Annotated in this window: 16 protein-coding genes and 1 pseudogene; 10 read left to right on the forward strand and 7 right to left on the reverse strand. The window is 64.2% G+C overall.

Annotated elements, in window-relative coordinates; genetic code table 11:
- Positions 1–29 precede the first annotated feature (29 nt).
- The 3 genes and pseudogenes from QFZ65_RS03710 to QFZ65_RS03720 form a co-directional block, all read right to left on the reverse strand.
- Complete coding sequence (locus tag QFZ65_RS03710) at positions 30–2,078, reverse strand: BCCT family transporter (RefSeq protein WP_306912491.1); 2,049 nt, start codon at positions 2,076–2,078, stop codon at positions 30–32.
- A gap of 190 nt (positions 2,079–2,268) precedes the next feature.
- Positions 2,269–2,399: pseudogene (locus QFZ65_RS03715) on the reverse strand (GTP cyclohydrolase I); the annotation flags it as partial.
- Between the two features lie 63 nt (positions 2,400–2,462).
- Positions 2,463–4,790, reverse strand: a complete 2,328-nt coding sequence (locus QFZ65_RS03720) for an FdhF/YdeP family oxidoreductase (RefSeq protein ID WP_306908266.1) — start codon at positions 4,788–4,790, stop codon at positions 2,463–2,465.
- Between the two features lie 228 nt (positions 4,791–5,018).
- On the opposite strand from QFZ65_RS03720, the gene QFZ65_RS03725 reads away from it, so the two are divergent.
- The gene (locus QFZ65_RS03725) at positions 5,019–5,711 is read left to right on the forward strand and encodes a GntR family transcriptional regulator (RefSeq protein ID WP_306908268.1); all 693 of its coding nucleotides are present in this window, start codon (positions 5,019–5,021) and stop codon (positions 5,709–5,711) included.
- A gap of 54 nt (positions 5,712–5,765) precedes the next feature.
- On the opposite strand, the gene QFZ65_RS03730 is transcribed toward QFZ65_RS03725, so the two are convergent.
- The 4 genes from QFZ65_RS03730 to purU form a co-directional block, all read right to left on the reverse strand.
- Positions 5,766–6,641 carry a bifunctional 5,10-methylenetetrahydrofolate dehydrogenase/5,10-methenyltetrahydrofolate cyclohydrolase gene (locus QFZ65_RS03730; protein ID WP_306908269.1) on the reverse strand — a complete coding sequence of 292 codons (876 nt, stop codon included), beginning with the start codon at positions 6,639–6,641 and terminating at the stop codon, positions 5,766–5,768.
- Complete coding sequence (locus QFZ65_RS03735; protein WP_306908271.1) at positions 6,638–7,264, reverse strand: cyclodeaminase/cyclohydrolase family protein; 627 nt, start codon at positions 7,262–7,264, stop codon at positions 6,638–6,640. The genes QFZ65_RS03730 and QFZ65_RS03735 overlap by 4 nt, the downstream gene beginning before the upstream one ends.
- 130 nt (positions 7,265–7,394) lie before the next feature.
- Entirely contained in the window at positions 7,395–9,887 is a 2,493-nt protein-coding gene (locus QFZ65_RS03740; protein WP_306908273.1) for an FAD-dependent oxidoreductase, read from the reverse strand.
- Positions 9,888–9,941: 54 nt separating this feature from the next.
- A complete protein-coding gene (purU, locus tag QFZ65_RS03745; protein WP_306908275.1) occupies positions 9,942–10,856 on the reverse strand; it encodes a formyltetrahydrofolate deformylase in 915 nt (304 codons plus the stop codon).
- A 122-nt stretch (positions 10,857–10,978) separates the two neighbouring features.
- On the opposite strand from purU, the gene QFZ65_RS03750 reads away from it, so the two are divergent.
- From QFZ65_RS03750 to QFZ65_RS03790, 9 genes are all read left to right on the forward strand, one after another.
- Positions 10,979–11,656, forward strand: coding sequence for a GntR family transcriptional regulator (locus QFZ65_RS03750; protein WP_306908277.1), 678 nt, complete (start codon positions 10,979–10,981; stop codon positions 11,654–11,656).
- Between the two features lie 203 nt (positions 11,657–11,859).
- Positions 11,860–13,158, forward strand: coding sequence for a serine hydroxymethyltransferase (gene glyA, locus QFZ65_RS03755; RefSeq protein WP_306912492.1), 1,299 nt, complete (start codon positions 11,860–11,862; stop codon positions 13,156–13,158).
- Positions 13,155–14,375, forward strand: coding sequence for a sarcosine oxidase subunit beta family protein (locus QFZ65_RS03760; RefSeq protein ID WP_373427559.1), 1,221 nt, complete (start codon positions 13,155–13,157; stop codon positions 14,373–14,375). Before glyA ends, QFZ65_RS03760 begins: the two co-directional genes overlap by 4 nt.
- A 37-nt stretch (positions 14,376–14,412) precedes the next feature.
- Positions 14,413–14,835, forward strand: coding sequence for a sarcosine oxidase subunit delta (locus QFZ65_RS03765; protein ID WP_306908279.1), 423 nt, complete (start codon positions 14,413–14,415; stop codon positions 14,833–14,835).
- Positions 14,832–17,786, forward strand: coding sequence for a sarcosine oxidase subunit alpha family protein (locus tag QFZ65_RS03770; RefSeq protein WP_306908281.1), 2,955 nt, complete (start codon positions 14,832–14,834; stop codon positions 17,784–17,786). The genes QFZ65_RS03765 and QFZ65_RS03770 overlap by 4 nt, the downstream gene beginning before the upstream one ends.
- Complete coding sequence (locus tag QFZ65_RS03775; RefSeq protein WP_306908282.1) at positions 17,779–18,417, forward strand: sarcosine oxidase subunit gamma; 639 nt, start codon at positions 17,779–17,781, stop codon at positions 18,415–18,417. Before QFZ65_RS03770 ends, QFZ65_RS03775 begins: the two co-directional genes overlap by 8 nt.
- Entirely contained in the window at positions 18,418–19,791 is a 1,374-nt protein-coding gene (locus tag QFZ65_RS03780) for an L-serine ammonia-lyase (protein ID WP_306908285.1), read from the forward strand.
- A gap of 32 nt (positions 19,792–19,823) precedes the next feature.
- Positions 19,824–20,021 (forward strand): hypothetical protein, encoded by a 198-nt coding sequence (locus QFZ65_RS03785; RefSeq protein WP_306908287.1) that lies wholly within the window; start codon positions 19,824–19,826, stop codon positions 20,019–20,021.
- A gap of 375 nt (positions 20,022–20,396) precedes the next feature.
- Positions 20,397–21,893, forward strand: coding sequence for a GntP family permease (locus QFZ65_RS03790; protein WP_306908288.1), 1,497 nt, complete (start codon positions 20,397–20,399; stop codon positions 21,891–21,893).

Raw genomic sequence — 21,893 nt, forward strand, 5'->3', positions numbered from 1 at the left:
CGAGGTGCGTAGCTAGCTAAGGTGTGTAGCTATTTGCTGTTTGCGTCCGGATGCTGGGGCTTGACGGTTGGGATGCTCCCCGTGGGAGTCCCTCCGAGAGAGTCCGGGTCGGGGCACTTTTCGGCGCAGTCGTGCTTTGTTACGAGGTCGAACTGCACGCCGCCATGTTGTTCCACGCCCGTGCGTATGGCCCGCTCCACTACGGAGGTGGCCAGGCGGCGCCGCAAGGAGAGGGGATCCCGGCGCAGGTCCTTGGTGAGGGCAAAGCAGAGCAACATCATGACGATGACGAACGGTAGCGCTGCCACGATGGTGATTCGTTGCAGGCCAGCCAAGGCTTCCGAAGGTTCATCGCCGCCGGCCAGCAGCATGACCGCCGCCACGGCGCCGGTGAGGCAGCCCCAGAAGATGACCACTCCGCGGCGGGGGTGCTCGGCGCCATTGGAGCTGAGCGATCCCATCACGATGGAGGCAGCATCGGCGCCCGTGATGAAGAAGATAGCCACCAGAACCATAGCCAGCACGATAACGGCAGCGGTGGCCCAGTCAGGCATGCTCAGGTTCTTGATCAGGTCGAAGAGTGCTCCGTCGAAGTTGACGGAGGGTGTCCCGTTGACCATGGTGACCAGGCCGGGGGCATTCGCCTTGTCGGCTTCCTGCTGGACGTGGAAGGCGGCGCCTCCGAAGATGGCAAACCAGATCACGCTGACGACGCTGGGCACCAGCAGTACACCGGTGACGAACTGGCGGATGGTGCGGCCGCGGCTGATGCGGGCGATGAAAAGTCCTACGAACGGGGTCCAGGAAACCCACCAGGCCCAGTAGAAAATAGTCCAGCTGGTCATCCAGCTACGCAGGGACTCATCGCCCACCGCTTCAGTCCGGGACGACATCTCCGCCAGGTCGCGGGCGTAGTCGCCGACCGCGGAGGGGATCAAGTTAAGGATGAACAGGGTGGGTCCGGCGACGAAGACGATCAGTGCAAGGACGACGGCCAGGACCATGTTGATGTTGGAGAGCCACTGGATGCCGCGGCTGATGCCAGAGACGGCCGAAGCGACAAAGCATAAGGTCAGGACGGCGACGATTACCACGAGCACGGGGGTGCCGATTTCGCCGAACCAACCGTTGGAGGTCATACCGCTGCCGATCTGCAGGGCGCCCAGGCCCAACGATGCAGCGGTACCAAACAAGGTGGCGAAAATGGCCAGGATGTTGATGAACTTTCCGATTGGCCCTTCGATTGTCCTGACGCCGAAGAGCGACGTGAAGGCGACGGAGATCAGTTGCCTGCGACCCAAGCGGTAGGTGCCGTAGGCCATTGCGATGCCGACCACTGCATACATGGCCCAGGGGTGAAGGGTCCAGTGGAAGATCGAGGTGGCCATGGCAGTCTGGATGGCATCGGGGGTCCGTCCGTCCACGGTGCCGGGCGGCGGAGAGACGTAATGGTAGAGCGGTTCGGCCACTCCGTAGAACATCAGCCCGATGCCCATGCCGGCGGCAAACATCATCGCGACCCAGGAGACAGTACGGAATTCGGGTTTTTCGCCATCCTTGCCCAGCGGGATGTTGCCGAACTTGCCCAGGGCCAGCCACAGGACAAAGACCACGAAGAGCGAGGCCAGGAGCATGAACAGCCATCCGGTGTACTCCATGACCCAGTTGAGGGCACCGGTGGAAGTGTCGGACAGGCTGTCGCGTCCCACGAAGCCCCAGATAACAAAGGCAATGGCGATGACGCCCGTGATCCCGAACGTGACCTTGTCGAGAATGAGCTTATGGTTCCGGCGACCTTCAACAGCCTGCTCGGTCTTGGCATGACGCAGCTCTTCGAGGATTTGCTCGGACTCGGCGTCGGGCGGAGGCGGTGCGCCTCCTTCCTCCGGATCGAAGGCGGCGGAGTGTCTATCTACTCCGCCGGAGACACTGATGACTGCTTTACTCTTGTCCCTACTTCCAGGTTCTTCGTTACGCGGAGCCTCTGCCACCCCGTTCTCAGCAGGCAACTCCTCGGGTGTATGGGATTTTACGTCGCTATTAAAAGTCATGAGCGGGTCCTTTGCTCGGTGAGGCATGGCGCTGCGATAAGCAGTGGCCTCGGGGGTCAGACCGGGCGGAAGGTTGGGGGCCTCGTCCGATTCGATGATCATGATGTCGCCGTCGACGACGGGTGCTGAGACGCGATTCAACTCTGATATCTTGGGACAACCAGCAAAGATATATCAGTCATCGTATTGCAGGACAGGGCGCGTGTCCAGAGATTTCCTAGCGGACGTGGATCAGGCTAAGCGCCTCCCCCCGGGCCGCCGGCAGGCGGAGCTCCCCGCGAACGGTGAAGTGATGGTCTTGGCCCCGGGCTTGCGGACACCGCGCATCGACATGCAGAGGTGCTCGCACGGCCTGCTCGACCCGCGGCCCGTCCACGCCCTTGAACGCTGTCGCCGTCGTCATGTCGGCGCTCACGCTTCGGCCCGTTCGAGACGCACGATGACGGACTTGGATGTCGGTGTACCGCTGGTGTCAGCTACTGAATCGAGCGGCACGAGTACGTTCGTCTCCGGGTAATATGCTGCCGCACAGCCCCGCGGTGTCGAGTACGTGACGATCCGGAAGTTGTCGGCCCGCCGCTCTGTCCCGCGGAACTCGGAAATCAAATGAACCATGTCACCGTCCCTAAACCCCAGCTCAGCGATGTCAGCCGCGTTGACAAGAACCACCCGACGCCCACCGTGGATACCGCGGTATCGGTCATCCTTGCCATAGATCGTGGTGTTGTACTGGTCATGTGAGCGCAGGGTCTGAAGGACCAGCCGCCCCTCGGGTACTTTGATGAATTCCAGTTCGTTGCCGGTGAAGTGGGCCTTGCCCGACGCTGTCTTGAACTGCCTGGCGTCCCGGGGAGGGTGGGGGAGGACAAAGCCGCCAGGGTGCTGGATCCGCTCCTCGAAATTTTCGAAGCCGTCGATGACCGCCTCGATGTGTTTCCGGATCAGGGAATAGTCGTCTTTCATCGAGAGCCATTCAGCTTTTGGCGTGTTGGGCAGTGGAAGGTTGTCACTGTCGGTAAAGAGCTTATGGGCGAGGTTGCACACTATGGCCACTTCCGAGTGGAGGTGCTCGCTGGCCGGCTTAATGCGTCCACGGGACGCGTGGACGGCGCTCATCGAGTCTTCCACCGTCACCCTCTGGTCCCCGGTGCGCTGCGCGTCCTTTTCGGTCCGACCCAGCGTCGGGAGGATCAGCGCGCGTCGGCCCGTCGACACGTGGGAATGGTTCAGCTTCGTGGAGATCTGTACCGTGAGGTCTGTGTTGGCCAATGCCCGCTCCGTGACCTCGGAATCCGGGGCCGCTCGGACGAAGTTTCCACCCATTCCCACGAAGACGCGGACTTTGCCGTCCCGCATGGCACGAATCGCCGCAACGGTGTCGTAGCCGTGCTCGCGAGGGGAAACGAACTCGAACTCCTGGTCCAGCCTGTCGTGGAACGCGTCTGGCATCTTTTCGAAAATGCCCATGGTGCGGTCGCCTTGGACGTTCGAGTGGCCGCGGACGGGGCACACTCCTGCTCCCGTCTTACCGATGTTGCCCTGGAGAAGCAGCACGTTGACCACGTCCCGGAGCGTGGGAACCGAGTGCTTGTGCTGGGTTAGGCCCATGGCCCAGCAGACGATGGTGGCATTGGAGGCCAGCAGACGTTCGCCCGTGGCCTTGATCTGCTCCAAGCTCAGGCCCGTGGCTTCGACTATGTCACTCCACTGGACCTTTTCGAGGTGCCGCACGTATTCGCTGATGCCTACGGTGTGGTTATCGATGAATTCGTGGTCCAGGACCGTAGTCAGTCCCGGAGTCTTCCTCCCTTGCGCCTCCGCCCCAAGGAGGTATTTGCCAAGCCCCTGGAAGAGGGCCTGATCCCCGCCAGCCCGGATCTGCAGGAAGTCGTCGGTCAGTTGCGTGCCGACGAGCGTTCCGGAGATCGTCTGTGGATTCTCGAACCGGAGGAGCCCGGCCTCGGGAAGGGGGTTGACGGAGATGATGACGGCGCCGTTCTTCTTCGCTTTTTCCAGGGCGCTGAGCATGCGCGGGTGGTTGGTCCCTGGATTCTGCCCGGCAACGAAGATCAGCGAGGCCGTCTCCAGGTCACCGAGGCTGACCGAGCCCTTGCCGATGCCGATGGTTTCAACGAGGGCTGAACCCGTGGACTCATGGCACATATTGGAGCAATCGGGGAGATTATTCGTGCCCAGTCCCCGCACCAGGAGCTGGTAGAGAAAAGCGGCTTCATTCGAGGTCCGCCCGGAGGTGTAAAAGACGGCCTGGCCGGGATGGTCCATCCCTTTCATCTCCTGGGCGATCAGCTCATAGGCTGCGTCCCATTCGATGGGTGTGTAGTGCGTGGCTCCCTCGTCCAAAAGCATCGGGTGCGTCAGCCGGCCCTGCTGACCCAGCCAGTAGTCGTCCCGCGTTTTCAGGTCCTCGATGGAGTGTTTGGCGAAGAAGTCGGGGGTGACGCGGCGGCGGGTGCCCTCCTCGGCCACTGCCTTCGCGCCATTTTCGCAGAACTCGGCTGTGTTGCGCTTTTCGTGTTCGGGCCACGCGCAGCCCATGCAGTCGAACCCGTCGACCTGGTTGACTGCCAGCAGCGTTTGGACACTGCGCAGCGGCCCCATCTGCTCGAGGGAGATCTTGAGCGAGTTCACCACCGCGGGAATTCCGACGGCCTTGGTCTTGGGTTTGGTGACGGTCAGCCTTGACTCGTCGATGTTATGCACGGGGGCTTTTGACGCCATGTGATCTTCCCTTCAGATCTGGGCAGGAAACAGGGGGCAAAGCCCCCTCGCGGCCAGAGGGCGCCTGCCTTGGCTGAGCTCCGGGCCAGCTTGAGCCAACGGCCGACGCCGAGGGCTTGGGGCCCTTGACATTCTTATGCCCACTTATTGATATATTAGTTCTACGAACAGTAGGTACTGGGAGCCGGGGCGTCAAGACTCCGACGAACGTCGGGAGGGGACTTGATAATGGCAAACGCTGGCGGATTACCAGTGGAGGCGGGTTCCCCGGTGCCGCTGAGGCAGGACGAAGAATCCTTTGCCGACTTCGCTTACAGGGTCTTGTGCGATGAATTAATCGTTCTGGACATCAAGCCGGGTGAGCCCCTTAACGATGAAGTGATTTCCCGGCGTCTCGGCGTCGGCCGGACGCCGATCCGGGAAGCTATGAAGCGGCTCGAGGGTGACCATTTGGTGGTGGCCTACCCCCGGCGTGGAACGTTCGCCGCCGGGGTCGACATCAAGGATCTGGCTGAGATCTCCGAAATACGCCAACTTCTGGAGCCTGCGGCAGCAGCGCGGGCTGCGCGGGTGGCGTCGCCGCAGCTTCGCCAGGAGCTCAGGGACTTTGCCCGGGAAGTCGGGCAGATTCTGCCAGCCATGCACTCCCAGCGGGATCTCATGCGCCTGGATATGCGGATCCATCGCAGGATCTACCGGGCCGCTGGAAGTCGGCACCTTGAAGATATCCTGATTCGATACGACAACCTCGCAACGCGGATTTGGAGCCTGGTGCTGGAAAAGCTCCCGCCGGTGTCCGAGCATATTGCCCAGCATCGTGAGCTGCTCGAATGCATCGCGGAAGGGGACTCCGAAGCTGCTGCGCGGTTGACCACCCAGCACGTCACCGATTTCGAGAACCTCATCAGGGCTGTGCTGTAGCCCCGGCCAGAACCCGCTCAGTGTAAGGGCAGCCGCCCGGTTCGTCGGGCAGCGTCAACGCACCGCCCCCGGGACCAAGGAACGCAGCTGTTCCCGTGCGGCCTCGGTTGTGTGCAGAAGAAGCAGGGATGTGGTGACGGAGCCGACGCCGCCCGGAACAGGAGTCAGTGCCGCGGCGACGCCCCGCACACTGCCCTCGTCGACGTCCCCGGCAAGAGAACCGTCAGGAAGGACGTTGGTGCCGACGTCTATCACTGTGGCCCCGGACGAAACATGGCCGCCGTTCAACAGACCGGTACGCCCGGCTGCGACGACCACGACGTCGGCGGTCTTGGTGTATCGCTCCAACGGGCCCGACCTGGAGTGGCAGACCGTCACCGCGGCGTCACGCTCCAGCAGCAGCAGGGACAGCGGCTTTCCCACCACGGCGGAACGGCCAATGACCACCACATTCCGGCCTGCCAGCGGAATGTCGAAGTGGTCAAGAATCTCGATTACGGCGCGGGCGGTGGCAGGTGCGAACGAGGGCTGGCCCACAGCAAGGCGGCCAAGACTCAAGGGGTTCGCGCCATCGATGTCCTTCTCCGGGGCAATGTGCCCCACCAGCTCATCTGTTCCGACGCCGGGAGGCAGAGGCGTCTGGAGGATGATGCCGTTAACCGATGGATCCTCGCTGAGGTCCTTCAGGACTGAGGCCAAGACCTGTCCGGTGGCATTGGGGCCAAGGTCCACGATCCGGCAACTGATGCCGGCACTTTCGGCGGCTCGTTCGATGGACCGGACATACCAGTGCGTGGAGCCGTCGTCGGTGGCCACGACCACTGCGAGCGCGGGGCGTACGCCGTCGGCTTCGAGGGCCCGGGCCTCATGCTGGACCTTCTGCTTGATGATCTTTGCCAGTTGTTTTCCGGAGAGGAGTGTGGCGCTCAACCGAGGATCCTTTCACGCACGCGCCCCACGAGGGAGTCTGCTGCCAGGATGACCTTTTCCTCCAGGCCGTCGGTTTGGTCAGCCAACCGCGAACGGGCCGCGGCGTCTTTGATGGCCACCACGTTGATGTCGACGTTCACCCGGGCGGTGCTTGCGGCTGCGCGGGCTGCGTCGGCGGCAGCAGCGACGTCGCTGATCACGTTGGCATTCGCGACCTCGAAAAGTTCCGTGGCAAGGTCCACGATGGAGCCGGCGACCCTAATGAGCTGTGCGGGCGTTTGCGCCGCCAGGATGAGCGCCGCCTGGATGGATGCGGTCCGCGCGGCCTTAAGCTCTTCGGTCCCGGACGGAAGTTTGTACGAATCAATGACGCCTTGGAACGCCTGTTGGTCAGCATCCGCGAGGCCCAGGGCCTCGGCTACCAGTCCGTCTGCGGCGCTGATGATTCTTTGGACAAGTTCGTCGTGCTGCTCGTATTTCGGGCCGGTGGTGTACCTGGCAGCCATGGCGACGAGTGCTGCCCCCTGGGCGGCGTGGAGCGCCGCGGCTGCCCCGCCGCCTGGGGTTGGTTCGCGCGAGGCAAGCCTTGCGAGGTATGCGTTGATTGTTTCTGAGCTGATCATGTGTCTTCCTAGGCTGAAGCTTGAGTCGACTGGGCAGGGGGATGGAAACTGCCGTGGAAGAGCAGCGGCCCGGACTCTGGGCGAGGTGACGAGTCCGGGCCGCGTGCCCTTGAATGGAATGGCGGCCGGGTTAGCCCCGGAGCCTCGTCATCGTCGGGTCGTAAAGCGGATCCGCTGTGACTGTGGCCTGTATGCGCCGCCCGAAATACTCGATTTCAACAGAGTCCCCAACGCTGACAGCGGCAGGAAGATACGCGTAGGCGATCGGCTTGGCGACGGTGTAGCCGTAGGCGGCGCTGGTGACATAGCCGACTGCCTGGTCCTTGTAGAAGACCGGTTCCTTGCCCAGCACGATGCTCCGGCCGTCATCGACCGTAAGGCAGCGCAAGCGGCGGGCGGAGTTCTCCTCGGTGCGGCCTTCCAGCGCGGCCTTTCCGACAAAGTTTTCCTTGGTCATCTTCACGGCGAATCCGAGGCCGGCTTCCAGAGGGTCGTGCTCGGTGGTCATGTCAGTGCCCCACGAACGGTAACCCTTTTCCAGGCGCAGAGAGCTGAAGGCGGCCCGGCCCGCGGCGATGACGCCGTGGGGCTGACCTGCCTTCCACAGGGCATCCCAGAGGCGCTGGCCATTGTCTGCGCTCGTGTACAGTTCCCAGCCCAGCTCGCCGACGTAGGACAAGCGCATCGCGGTTACGGTGACGCCGCCGATGACGACCTTCTTGGACCGGAAGTAACGAAGACCCTCGTTGGAGAAGTCATCGCTGCTGACAGTGCTGATCAGGTCCCGGGCGAGGGGGCCCCATAAGCCGATGCAGCAGGTGCCGCCAGTCGTGTCGCGCACCTGTACCCAGTCGCTGGCAGTTCCGCTTTCGGTCTGGTGGCGTGCGGCCCGCTCAAAGTATGCGGTGTCGATGTTTCCGTTGGCGCCGAGCTGGAAGGTGTCTTCGCTCAGCCGGGCCACGGTGATGTCGCTTCGGATGCCGCCGGCGTGGTCCAGCAACAGGGTGTAAGTGACTGCCCCGGGCTTCTTGTCCATCTCCGCTGTGGTGAGCTCCTGCAGCAGCTTCAGCGCTCCCGGTCCGGAGATCTCGAGGCGCTTGAGCGGAGTCATGTCGTACATGGCGACCGCGGTACGGGTCTTCCAGGCTTCAGCGGCGGCGATGGGCGAGCTGAACATCCCGGACCAGGCATCACGGGCCGGGGGCTGCCACTCAGCCGGCATCTCCTTCAGCAGTTCCGCGTTAGCTTCGAACCAGTAGGGGCGCTCCCATCCGCCGCCCTCCAGGAAGAACCCTCCCAGTGCCTTGTGACGGGCGTGAAAAGGGCTGACACGAAGGTTGCGGGGGGAGAGCCGGGGCTGCAGGGGGTGCAGGACATCATAGATTTCCACGAAGTTCTGCTGGGAAGTCTCGCTGACATACTCAGGGGTCAGCTGGACTTCCTCGAACCGGTGGATATCGCACTCACCCAGGTCGGTCTCGGATTTTCCGGTGGTCAGGAGTTCGGCAACAGCCCGGGCAATGCCGGCCGAGTGCGTCACCCACACGGCCTCGGCGACGAAGAAGCCATCGAGCTCCTTGGACTCGCCCACCAGGGCCCCGCCGTCGGGGGTGAAGGAGAAGATGCCGTTGAAGCCGTCCTCGATGTCGCTTTCCCGCAGTGCCGGAAGCAACTGCTTGGTGGCCTCCCAGGCCGGGAGGAAGTCCTCCAGGGTGAAGTCGAGGCGCGAGGGCATATTGTGCTCGCTGATGCTGTCAGCGTCGTAGGAGCCCAGGTCCGCAAGGTCCACGGGCATGGGACGGTGCGCGTAGGAGCCGATGCCGTAGCGGTCGCCGTGTTCGCGGTAATAGAGGTCCTGGTCCTGGTGCCGCAGAATCGGCAGCGAAGCCCCGTTGGGTAGTTCGTTGTGTCCCTTCCGCGCCGGTACCGGAGTGGTCTTCACGTACTGGTGCGCCAACGGCAGGAGCGGGACCGACATCCCGATCATCTCGCCGATCTTGGCGCCCCAGAAACCTGCACAGGAGACCACGATGTCGGCGGGGATGATACCTTCGGAGGTCTCGACACCGGTCACGCGACGGCCCGACTGCTCAATGCCCGTGACCGTGGTGTTGCCCAGGTACTTGACGCCCGCGGATTCCGTGCGCTTGATCAGCAGCTGGACGGCCCGGGCGGCACGTGCCAGGCCGTCACTCGGGACGTGGAGCCCGCCCAGGATCTCTTCCTCGTTCAGGAGCGGGTAGAGCTCCTTGCACTCAGCGCGGGAAAGGATCTTGCCTTCGATTCCCCACGCGGCGGCGTATCCGAGTTTCCGCTTCAGATCCGCCAGGCGGGTCTCGGTAGTGGCGACTTCGAGGCCGCCGACCTGGTCGAAGCAACTGACGCCGTCCTCGGTCAGGGACAGGAACTTTTCCACGGTGTACTTGGCGAAGGTAGCCATGGTCTTTGACGGGTTCGTTTGGAAGACGAGACCCGGGGCGTGGGACGTGGAACCCCCCGGCATGTTCAGCGGTCCCTGGTCCAGGACAGTGATGTTGTTCCAACCCCGGGCGACCAGTTCATCGGCCAGGTTGGTGCCGACGATTCCAGCTCCGATGATGACAATGCTTGGCGTCGATGCCATGTGGTTTCTCCTGCTGATTTTCGTGTGTTGTCTTTGCTGGTGGGGTGGTCGTGCTTAGCGGAACACGACAGTGCTGGTCTGGTCCAGCAGCACACGGTGTTCGCAGTGCCACCGCACGGCGCGTGACAGTGCCAGTGCTTCGGCGTCCTGCCCGACTGTTGAGAGGGCGGTCGGTCCATAGCTGTGGTCGACCCTGATGACTTCCTGTTCGATGATTGGCCCCTCATCCAGTTCCGCCGTTACGTAGTGGGCCGTTGCGCCCACCAGCTTGACTCCACGGTCGTAAGCCTGGTGGTAAGGGCGCGCCCCCTTGAATCCCGGGAGGAAGGAGTGGTGGATGTTGATTGCCCGGCCTTCCAGCGAGCGGCAGAGGTCGTCGGACAGTACCTGCATGTACCGGGCGAGCACGACGAGGTCAATGTTGTGCTCGTCCACCAGTTCCAGCAGGCGGCGTTCGGCATCCAGCTTCGTCTCAGGGGTTACCGGGAGGTAAATGAAGGGGAGGCCGGCGGCCTCGGCCATGGCCCGGTGGGTTTCATGGTTGGAAACAATGAGGGCGATGTCGCCCCCGAGGCTTCCGCCACGCCAGCGGAAGAGCAGGTCGTTCAGGCAGTGGCCAAACTTGGACACCATCACGAGGATGCGTTGCTTGGTCTGGTCATGGAAGCTGAACTTCATGTCGAAGCGGTCAGCGATCGAACCAAATTCCTCCTGGAGCCTCTCCGGGGTGTACTCCGGCGAGCCGCAGAAGGCGGTACGAAGATGCAGTGTCTGGCGGAGGCCGTCGTCGAACTGCTGGTGTTCCTCGATGTTAAAGCCACGCTCGAAGAGAAAGGTGGTGACCGCCTGGACGATGCCCGCCCGTTCGCCGCACGACAGTGTGAGCACGAACTTCTGCGTCTGGTCTTTTACGGGGGCCTCCGACTGAGGCAGCGTGCTGGTAGCTGAGTCTGTCGCCACTAGGGTCATGTCTCCTCCTTTGAATATATTTCAAGAATCAGTACTGATATATTAGGACTGGCAATTAGCGTATACTGGTCAGTGATGGAGGTCAATAGCCTTCCTGGCTTGATGGAAAAGGGGTCCACGCTATGGCTTTTGAAGTGCTGGCAATTGCTGATGCGGCAAAGAGGTCGCTGGCTGACGTAGCGTACGAGCGCATCCGGGACCGGCTGCTGATGCTTGACATCAAGCCTGGCGACCTCATCAATGACGACGACCTCGCCAAGGACCTTGGGGTCGGTCGGACTCCGGTGCGTGAAGCCCTGAAGCGGCTGGAGCTTGATCGCCTCGTGGTTTCCTATCCGCGGAGAGGTACCTTCGCGACGCGGGTGGAGGTCACTGACCTTGCGTTCATTTCCGAAATCCGCATCCAGCTGGAGCCTCTCGCCGCCTCCCGGGCTGCGCGGGTGGCAACGGAGTCCATGAGGGAGCAATTGCGCGCTGTGATGCGCGCTGTCGAGTCTTTCGAGACACGTGCGGCCTCCGTCGTTGAAACCCTGCGCCTCGACGCCCGTGTTCACCAGGGCATTTACGCGGCCGCCGCCAATCCCCACCTCGAAGATGTCCTGATTCGCTACGACAACCTCGCGACACGGATCTGGTGCATGGTCCTGGACCGCCTTCCCGACCTGTCCCGCCACGTGCATGAGCATGTGGACCTGCTCCGCGCGGTTATCGACGGAGATGAGGCCCGGGCCGCGGAACTCGCGCGGACCCACGTCACCGGCTTCGAGCACGCTGTGCGCGAGGCTCTTTTCGCGGCCTAGCCCAGGTCTCGGCACCAGAAACGGAGCGCGGCCCGGAAGGGCGGCGCTCCGTTCGTTCAAGGCCTCCGCCTGCTGCGCGGCCACGCTTGCATCTGCGGGCGAAACCCTCAGAAACCTGTTGACACCCTCCGGGCTCGGTAGCATACTTGAGTCACCAAACTAATATATCAACAGGATATTAGTCAGCAGACTTAGGAGAAATGATGGTCGACGTTCTGACCCGCTCGCTCGCAGAGACCGATCCTCAGATCCACGCCGCTGTGCAGCAGGAACTCCTGCGCCAGCAGGGCACCTTGGAGATGATCGCCTCGGAAAACTTTGCCCCGACTGCGGTCATGGAGGCTCAGGGATCCGTCCTGACCAACAAGTACGCCGAAGGCTACCCGGGCAAGCGTTATTACGGCGGCTGCGAACACGTTGACGTGGTCGAGCAGCTGGCCATCGACCGTCTTAAGTCATTGTTCGGCTCGGAATTCGCCAATGTGCAGCCCCATTCAGGCGCTCAGGCCAACGCAGCGGCGATGTTCGCACTCATCCAGCCCGGCGACACCATCCTGGGGCTGAACCTGGCACACGGTGGCCACTTGACACACGGGATGCGGATCAACTTCTCCGGCAAGCTCTACAAAGTGGTCCCGTACGGAGTCGGCGAAGACACCATGCTGATTGACATGGCTGAAGTCGAGCGACTGGCGGTTGAGAACAAGCCGAAGCTGATCGTCGCCGGCTGGTCCGCTTACTCCCGGCAGCTGGACTTCGCCGAGTTCCGCCGTATCGCGGACTTGGTAGGTGCCTACCTGATGGTGGACATGGCGCATTTCGCCGGCCTGGTGGCCGCAGGGCTCCACCCCAACCCCGTGCCTCACGCCCACATCATCACGAGCACCACCCACAAGACCCTTGGCGGCCCGCGGGGTGGTGTGATCCTTACCAACGACGCCGACATCGCCAAGAAGGTCAACTCCGCGGTGTTCCCCGGACAGCAGGGTGGCCCCCTGGAGCACGTCATCGCCGCCAAGGCTGTTGCGTTCAAGCTCGCTGCTGAGCCCGCTTTCCGCGACCGCCAGGAGCGCACCCTGGAAGGCGCCCGCATCATCGCAGAACGCATGCTGTCCACCGACGTTGCAGAGTCCGGCGTGACCGTAGTCAGTGGTGGCACTGACGTGCACCTGGTTCTGGTGGATCTGCGCAATTCGGAACTGGACGGCCAGCAGGGCGAAGACCGCCTGCACCGGATCGGCATCACGGTCAACCGCAATGCCGTGCCTTTCGACCCGCGTCCGCCGATGGTCTCTTCCGGTCTTCGTATCGGCACGCCGGCACTGGCCGCGCGTGGCTTCGGAAAGGCAGAATTCACCGAGGTCGCGGACATTATCGCCGCAGCACTCAAGCGCGAGTTCAGCGACGAGACCGTGGCGGAACTCCGGCAGCGGGTTGAAATCCTGGCCGGAAAGTTCCCCCTCTACCCGAACCTCTCCTCTGACGCGACCGAGGTGGCATGATGGCCGATCTGCTTCCGGAGCACCCGGAATTCCTCTGGCACAACCCGGACCCCAAGAAGAGCTACGACGCCGTGATTGTTGGCGGCGGCGGGCACGGTCTGGCTACCGCCTACTTCCTGGCCAAGAACTTTGGGCTGACCAACATCGCCGTCCTGGAAAAGGGCTGGCTCGCCGGCGGCAACATGGCCCGGAACACCACCATCATCCGTTCCAACTACCTCTGGGACGAGAGCGCGGCCATCTACGAGCACGCCCTCAAGCTCTGGGAGATCCTGCCTGAGGAGCTGGAGTACGACTTCCTGTTCAGCCAGCGCGGCGTCATGAACCTTGCCCACACGTTGGGCGACGTCCGGGAAAGCATGCGCCGCGTGGGCGCCAACAAGCTCAACGGCGTGGACGCTGAATGGCTGGACCCGCAGCAGGTCAAGGAACTCTGCCCCATCCTGAACATCAGCGACAACATCCGCTACCCCGTCATGGGTGCCACCTACCAGCCGCGCGCCGGCATCGCCAAGCACGACCACGTGGCGTGGGCCTTCGCCCGCAAGTGCGACGAGCTGGGCGTGGACATCATCCAGAACTGCGAAGTCACCGGCTTCATCAAGGACGGCAACCGCGTCACGGGCGTTAAGACCAACCGCGGCACCATCAACACTGAAAAGGTGGGTCTGTGCGCCGCCGGACACAGCTCGGTCCTTGCCGAGATGGCCGGCTTCCGGCTGCCCATCCAGTCCCACCCGCTCCAGGCGCTGGTCTCCGAACTGCACGAACCGGTCCACCCCACCGTGGTGATGTCCAACCACGTGCACGTCTACGTTTCCCAGGCCCACAAGGGCGAACTGGTGATGGGTGCCGGCGTGGATTCCTACAACGGGTACGGCCAGCGCGGCTCCTTCCACGTGATCGAGCACCAGATGGCTGCCGCCGTCGAACTCTTCCCGATCTTTGCCCGGGCCCACGTGCTCCGGACCTGGGGCGGCATCGTGGACACCACCCTGGACGCCTCCCCCATCGTGGGCAACACCCCGGTGGAGAACATGTTCGTCAACTGCGGCTGGGGCACCGGCGGCTTCAAGGGCACCCCGGCGGCCGGCCTCACCTTCGCGCACAACATCGCCACAGGCGCTCCGCACAAGCTGAACAAGCCGTTTGCCCTGGAACGCTTCGAAACCGGCGCCCTGATCGACGAACACGGCGCCGCCGCCGTCGCCCACTAGCGGCCAGCGGCCGACGCACTTTAGAAAGAAGACGCACATGCTGCTCATCTCCTGCCCCAACTGCGGCTCACGCGACGAGACCGAGTTCCACTACGGCGGCCAGGCCCACGTGCCCTACCCGGAAAACCCCAACGCGCTGAACGACCGCGAGTGGGCCGAGTTCCTCTTCTACCGGGACAACACCAAGGGCGCCTTCGCTGAACGCTGGCTGCACAGCACCGGCTGCCGCCAGTGGTTCAACATGCTCCGCGACACCGTCACCTACGACATCCAGGCCGTCTACCCGATGGGTATGCCGCGACCGGATGCCGCTGGTCAGGTGACCGCCGAAAGCGGCACTGCCAGCACCGCCGCTGACAGCACCACCACCGGGACGGCGGCGCCCAGCACCGCTGGAACCAGCACTGCCACAAGCACGACACCTGCCAGCACCACCGCCCCGGAAGGAGCAACCAAGTGACTTCCCAGAAAGCCCGCTTCGCCGCCGGCGGACACATCGACCGCACCATCTCCTGGCGTTTCACCGTAGACGGCGAGGAATTTACGGGCCACCCCGGTGACACGCTCGCCTCCGCCCTGCTCGCCAACGGGCGCATCGCCGCCGGCAACTCACTCTACGAGGACCGGCCCCGCGGCATCATGTCCGCCGGCGTGGAGGAATCCAATGCACTGGTCAAGGTGCAGCCACGCTTCCCCGGTCACGTGGCCGAGTCCATGCTCCCCGCCACGACCGTCACCCTGGTGGACGGCCTGAAGGCTGAGCTGCTCAGCGGCCTAGGCAAGCTGGACCCGGAGGAGGACCGCGCCGAGTACGACAAGAAGTACGTCCACACCGACGTCCTGGTGATCGGCGGCGGCCCCGCCGGCCTGGCCGCCGCCCGGGAAGCGGTCCGCACCGGCGCCCGCGTGATGCTGCTGGACGACCAGCCCGAATTGGGCGGATCGCTCCTGTCCGGGTCAACGGCACCCGGACTGGCTGAGACCATTGAAGGCAAGCCGGCCTTGGAATGGGTGGCGGACGTCGAAGCGGAGCTCGTTTCCGGCCCCGAATCCACCGTCCTGAACCGCACCACAGCCTTCGGCGCCTATGACGCGAACTACGTGATCGCCGTTCAGAACCGCACCGACCACCTGTCCTCCCCGGCCGCGTCCGGTGTGTCCCGGCAGCGGATCTGGCATATCCGGGCCAGCCAGGTGGTACTGGCCCCGGGCGCACACGAACGCCCGCTGGTGTTCGAGAACAACGACCGCCCCGGCATCATGCTTGCCTCGGCCGTCCGCAGCTACCTCAACCGCTACGCCGTGGCCGCCGGGCAGCGCGTGGTCATCAGCACCACCAATGACAGCGCCTATGCCCTGGCTGCTGACCTGCGCGCTGCGGGCGTCAAGGTCGCCGCAGTGGTGGATGCCCGTCCGCAGCTCACCGACGTTGCCGCTGCGGCCGTCGAAGCCGGAACGCGGGTGCTGATCGGCAGCGCGGTGGCCAACACATCCTCCTCCGGAGAGGGCACAGGGGATGGCCGCGTGGACGGCGTCACGGTCCGCAGCATTAACGACGACGGCGAACTCACCTCGGGCATCGAGCAGATCGCCTGCGATCTGCTGGCTGTTTCCGGCGGCTGGAGCCCGCTGGTGCACCTGCACTCCCAACGGCAGGGCAAGCTGCGCTGGGACGACGAGCTGGCCGCTTTCGTGCCGAGCACCGTGGTCCGCAACCAGCAGATCGTCGGCTCCGGCCGGGGCAGCTTTGAACTCGCGGATTGCCTCGCAGAAGGCATCTCCGCCGGAGCCTCCGCCGCGATCGCAGCAGGCTTCGAAGCAACCACGCAGCCGTCCATCATCGGCGAACCGAAAGCCAGCGCACCCACCCGCCAGCTGTGGCTGGTCCCGGGGGAGCAAGGCACCCCGGACGACTGGCACCACCACTTCGTTGATTTCCAGCGCGACCAGTCCGTGGCAGACGTCCTCCGGTCCACGGGCGCCGGAATGCGGTCGGTGGAACACATCAAGCGCTACACCTCCATCAGCACCGCCAACGACCAGGGCAAAACCTCCGGCGTCAACGCGATCGGCGTCATTGCCGCCGCGCTCCGGACAGCCGGCGAAGCATCCCGGGGCATCGGCGACATCGGCACCACCACCTACCGGGCGCCGTTCACGCCCGTGGCCTTCGCGGCCCTCGCCGGCCGCCAGCGCGGCGAGCTGTTCGACCCCGCCCGCAAGACGTCCGTCCACCCGTGGCACGTCGCCAGGGGCGCCCTGTTCGAGGACGTGGGCCAGTGGAAGCGGCCCTGGTACTACCCGCAGGCCGGGGAGGACATGGACACGGCCGTGCTGCGCGAGTGCGCCGCCGTGCGCGAGTCCGTGGGCTTCATGGATGCCACCACGCTGGGCAAGATCGAAATCCGGGGCAAGGATGCCGGTGAGTTCCTGAACCGGATCTACACCAACGCCTTCAAGAAGCTTGCCCCCGGATCCGCCCGCTACGGCGTCATGTGCATGGCCGACGGCATGATTTTCGACGACGGCGTGACCCTCCGCCTCGACGAGGACACCTACTTCATGACCACCACGACCGGCGGCGCCGCCAAGGTCCTGGACTGGCTCGAGGAATGGCTCCAGACCGAATGGCCGGACCTGGACGTGCACTGCACCTCGGTGACCGAACAGTGGACCACCATCGCCGTCGTCGGGCCCAAATCCCGCGAGGTCATCGCCAAGGTGGCGCCGGACCTGGCCGCCAACGGCGGGCTGGAAGCCGAAGCCTTTCCGTTCATGACCTTCCGCGAAACCACCCTCGCCTCCGGCGTCCAGGCCCGGATCTGCCGGATCTCCTTCTCGGGTGAACTGGCCTACGAAATCAACGTCCCGGCCTGGTACGGACTGAACACGTGGGAGGCCGTGGCAGCAGCCGGTGCCGAGTTCGACATCACCCCGTACGGCACCGAGACCATGCACGTGCTCCGCGCCGAGAAGGGCTACCCGATCGTCGGGCAGGACACGGACGGCACCGTCACCCCGCAGGATGCGGGCATGGAGTGGGTCGTCTCCAAGGCCAAGGAATTCATTGGCAAGCGCTCCTACTCACGGGCGGACGCCCAGCGCGAGGACCGCAAGCACCTGGTCAGTGTGCTGCCGGTGGACGGGACGCTGCGCCTGCCGGAGGGCACCCAGCTCGTGGAAAAGGGCCGCTCCACCAACCCGGCCTACGGACCGGTGCCAATGGAAGGCTTCGTCACCTCCAGCTACCACAGCGCAGCCCTGGGCAGGTCGTTCGGCCTCGCTTTGATCAAGAACGGCCGCAATCGCATCGGCGAAACCCTGGTGGCCGCCGCCGGCGACCAGCTGGTGGACGTCGTCGTCGCAGAAACCGTACTCTTTGACCCCGAAGGAACCCGCAAAGATGGCTGAAACAGCAGCACCCGCAACCACCCGCCAGAAGGACCTCGCCGTGCGTGTCAGCCCCGCTGCCCAGCTGCGGGCAGCCTTTGAAACCGGCTCCGTGAAGGGCGTGGTGGAAATCAATGAAGTACCCTTCCTGACCATGGTGGGCCTCCGGGCCAACCGGGACAGCGACGCAGGACAGCGCGTCGCCTCCGTCACTGGCGGCCTGCCCGCAGCGTGCGGCGGCGTCAGCGGTTCCGGGGACACCTCCGTGCTGTGGCTCGGACCCCAAGAGTTCCTGGTGGTGGCACCGACTGAAGCCCACGAGTCCCTGGGCGGCGGCCTGATCCGGGCCCTCCGTGAAGCGTTGGCTGATGGTGAAGGCCAGGTGGTGGACCTTTCCGCCAACCGCACCACGTTCGAGCTCACCGGCCCGCGGGCACGTGCCGTCCTGGAAAAGGGCTGCTCGCTGGACCTGCACCCCCGCGTGCTCAAGGCCGGCACGGCACTGTCCACGGAGATCGGAAACATCCCCGTGGTCCTGTGGAAGACCGGCGAGGAGACCTTCCGGATTTTCCCCCGCGCCTCCTTCGCTGATTTCCTGGGCCGCTGGCTCCTCGACGCCATGCGGGAGTTCGCCTCTCCCGAGGTCCCCTAAATGGCCCTCAGCGTCCTGGACCTGTTTTCCGTTGGCATCGGGCCGTCGTCGTCGCACACGGTCGGCCCGATGCGGGCAGCAAAGCTGTTCGCCGATGGACTCAAGGGCGACGGACACTTGAGTTCCACCAGGCGGGTGCAGGCCGAACTGTTCGGCTCCCTCGGTGCCACCGGGCGGGGCCACGGCTCGGACAAGGCCGTGGTCCTGGGCTTCAAGGGGCTGGACCCCGAAACCGTGGACACATTCACGGCCGATGACCAGGTGGCCGCCGCAGCCCTCGACGCCGAACTGTGGGTCGGCGGCAGCCACCGGGTGGACTTCAACTGGGACGAGGACGTGGTCCTCCACCGGCGCAAGGCATTGCCGGCCCACCCCAACGGCATGACGTTCCGCGCCCTGGACCACACCGGGGCGGTACTCAGCGAGCGGAGCTTCTATTCGATCGGCGGCGGTTTCGTGGTGGACGGGGACGCCGACGCCGGTGACCGCGTGGTTGCCGACGCCACCGTCCTTCCCTACCCCTTCAACACCGCCGACCAACTCCTCGAGATCTGCAAGCGCGAAGGCATGTCCATCTCCGACGTGATGCTCGCCAACGAGCTCGTATGGCGGTCCGAAGCGGAGCTGAGGGAAAAGCTGCTGGGGCTGTGGACCGTGATGCGCGAATGCGTGGACAACGGCTGCGCCGCGGAAGGGATCCTTCCCGGCGGCCTCAACGTTCCGCGGCGGGCTCCGTCCCTATTCCAGACCCTGACCGCGGACACCGGGGTGACCGATCCGCTGCGGGCGATGGAGTGGGTGAACCTGTTTGCCCTGGCCGTCAACGAGGAGAATGCCGCCGGAGGACGCATCGTCACGGCGCCCACCAACGGCGCGGCAGGCATCGTCCCGGCCGTGCTGCACTATTACATGAAGTTCGTCCCCGGGGCGAACGACGACGGCGTGGTCCGCTTCCTGCTGGCCGCGGCCGCCGTCGGAATCCTGTTCAAGATCAACGCCTCCATCTCAGGTGCCGAAGTAGGCTGCCAGGGTGAGGTCGGCTCTGCCTGCTCCATGGCCGCTGCCGGGCTCTGCGAAGTGCTGGGCGGCATGCCTGCCCAGGTGGAAAACGCCGCCGAGGTGGGCATCGAACACAACCTGGGCCTGACCTGCGACCCGGTGGGCGGACTGGTGCAGATCCCCTGCATCGAGCGCAACGCCATCGCCAGCGTCAAGGCCATCAACGCCGCCCGCCTTGCCCTGCACGGCGACGGCAGCCACAAGGTATCCCTCGACAAGGCCATCAAAACGATGCGCGAAACGGGAGCGGACATGAAAACCAAGTACAAGGAAACCTCCCGCGGAGGCCTTGCCGTCAACGTCATCGAGTGCTGAGCCCTAAAGCACCGGTAGCCCCGGCCCCACGTGTGAACAAACGCGGGCCGCGTAGCGACTGGGCCCGGCTCACGGGTCACACGGTGGAGGTGTGGCTCCTGGGGGAGCACATCATGACCGGCGTCGTGGAACAAGCCGCTGATGACGGCTCCGTCCTTTGGATTGCGGCCGCCGGAGCCAACACCCGAAGGCTCTTCGACAAGCCGACGGGGTACCGGATTCTGGCCTAGCCGCTCAGGGAAGGTCGCTTCCGCCCCGTCATCGGGATGCACCATCAATGCCGGGCTGCCCACCGCGATCGGGGCGATCATGCCCGCGCCGTGGCAGCGCATCGTACCCACTACGCGGCGAACCTGATGTCGCGCCGGACCCCGCCGTCGTCCCTCCCTCGAGCCCGCGATCCTCCGGCATGTGCCGCCGCCGCATGTGCATGCGGAAAACGAGGGTCCTAGGTTCCACCGTCCTTTTCCCAAAATCTTTGTTGCGGGCAGATACCCCATCGGTGCACCCGCCGGCTTCCGTTGACTCATATAGTGAGTTCATGTTCATATTGTAGGAGTGTGACGCGGCTTACTGACCAGCATGGATCCAACGGAGGATTACTCATGGAAGATTGGCAAATACTTGGCATCACGGGGGCGGTGATCATCGGCATCGTCGTCATGATCCTGCGGCTTCGGATCAATCCGGCGTTGTCGCTCGTGATCGGAGCAATGGTCCTCGGCCTCCTCACCGGCCTGGGAACGGCAGAGACGACGAAGACAGCGATGACCGGCTTCGGCGACATCATGACCAAGGTGGGTCTGCTGATCGCCTGGGGTGTGCTGATGGGAGCCATCCTGAACGAGATGGGAGCCATTGCGAAACTGGTGGACAAGCTGCTGCACGTCTTCGGACCCAAAGGCGTGCCGTACGCGCTGGGCCTGACCATCGGCACGCTGCTGCAGTCCATATTCCTCGACGTGCTTTTGGTGATGAGCGCTCCGCTGGCCCGAAGGATCGCCCCGAAGCTGGGCAAGTTCGGCACCGCGAAAATGGCAACGGCCATGGCGGTCAGCCTGGAATGCGGGATAGTCCTGATGGTCCCCGGCGTGGCGGCAGTTGCCCTTGCCGGTCTTCTCCAGGTCCCGTTGGGCGAAATGCTCGTCTTCGGCCTTCTGGTCATCATTCCCACGATCCTCGTATCGATTTTCCTGATGAGCTTCTTCATCGAGCGCGGACTGTGGAAGACGGAAACGGACGAGGAACAGGCCATAGCGGAATCGCCCGAACTGGAGGACGTCGACGGGATGCTTGTCCACGCCGTCGCGCACGGACAGGAGCATGGCGGGTCCTCCGACGAGATGGGGTCCGAGCACGCGGTTGTTCACGGCGGCGGGGCCGAACGCACGGCGACGTCGAGCCGCGTGGGTCTGCTGCCCCATGACGTGCGCGGGCCCGAGGCCGGAACCTCCCGGGAGCCGGGGCTCCTGCTCATGTTCGCGCCCATGCTTGTGTCCCTGGTGCTGATCGCTTCCGGAGCGTTCATGAAAATGGCGGGTTACAGCCCGGACGCGGCGGTCTTCCTTTCAACTCCGGTGGTTGCCCTGTTGATCGGGCTGCTGGGAACCAGCGTCGTTGCCCGGATGACGATCGGCACCAAGCGTGTCGAGGCCGCGGTGGTGAACGGTTTCAAGGAATCCGGGCAGATCCTGATCCTGACCGGCGCAGGAGGCTCGCTCGCAGCGATGGTGGCGACCAGCGGGATGGGCGAAATCCTCGGAAAGTACTTCTCGGCGTCGACAGTTGCCCCGCTGCTTGTGGTCTGGGGCATCGCGGCCGTCCTGCACATCGCCGTGGGCTCCGTTTCCATTTCGGCCATCACCGCCGCCGGGTTGCTCGCCCCGATCGCGCCTGCGCTGGGAATCAACCCCGTACTGCTGGCCCTGGCGGCCGGGGCGGGATCGCTGTTCGTCGTCCACGTCACGTCGAACACCTTCTGGCTGCTGCAGTCCATGCTCGGCCAGACCACCCGAGGGACCCTGAAAAGCTGCACGCTGGGGGTTTCCCTTGCGTCGGTCGTGGCTCTGGGCTTCACCCTCGTCCTGAGCATCTTCATCTAA

It is taken from the genome of Arthrobacter sp. B3I9 (assembly GCF_030816935.1).
In the GTDB taxonomy this organism is placed as follows: domain Bacteria; phylum Actinomycetota; class Actinomycetes; order Actinomycetales; family Micrococcaceae; genus Arthrobacter.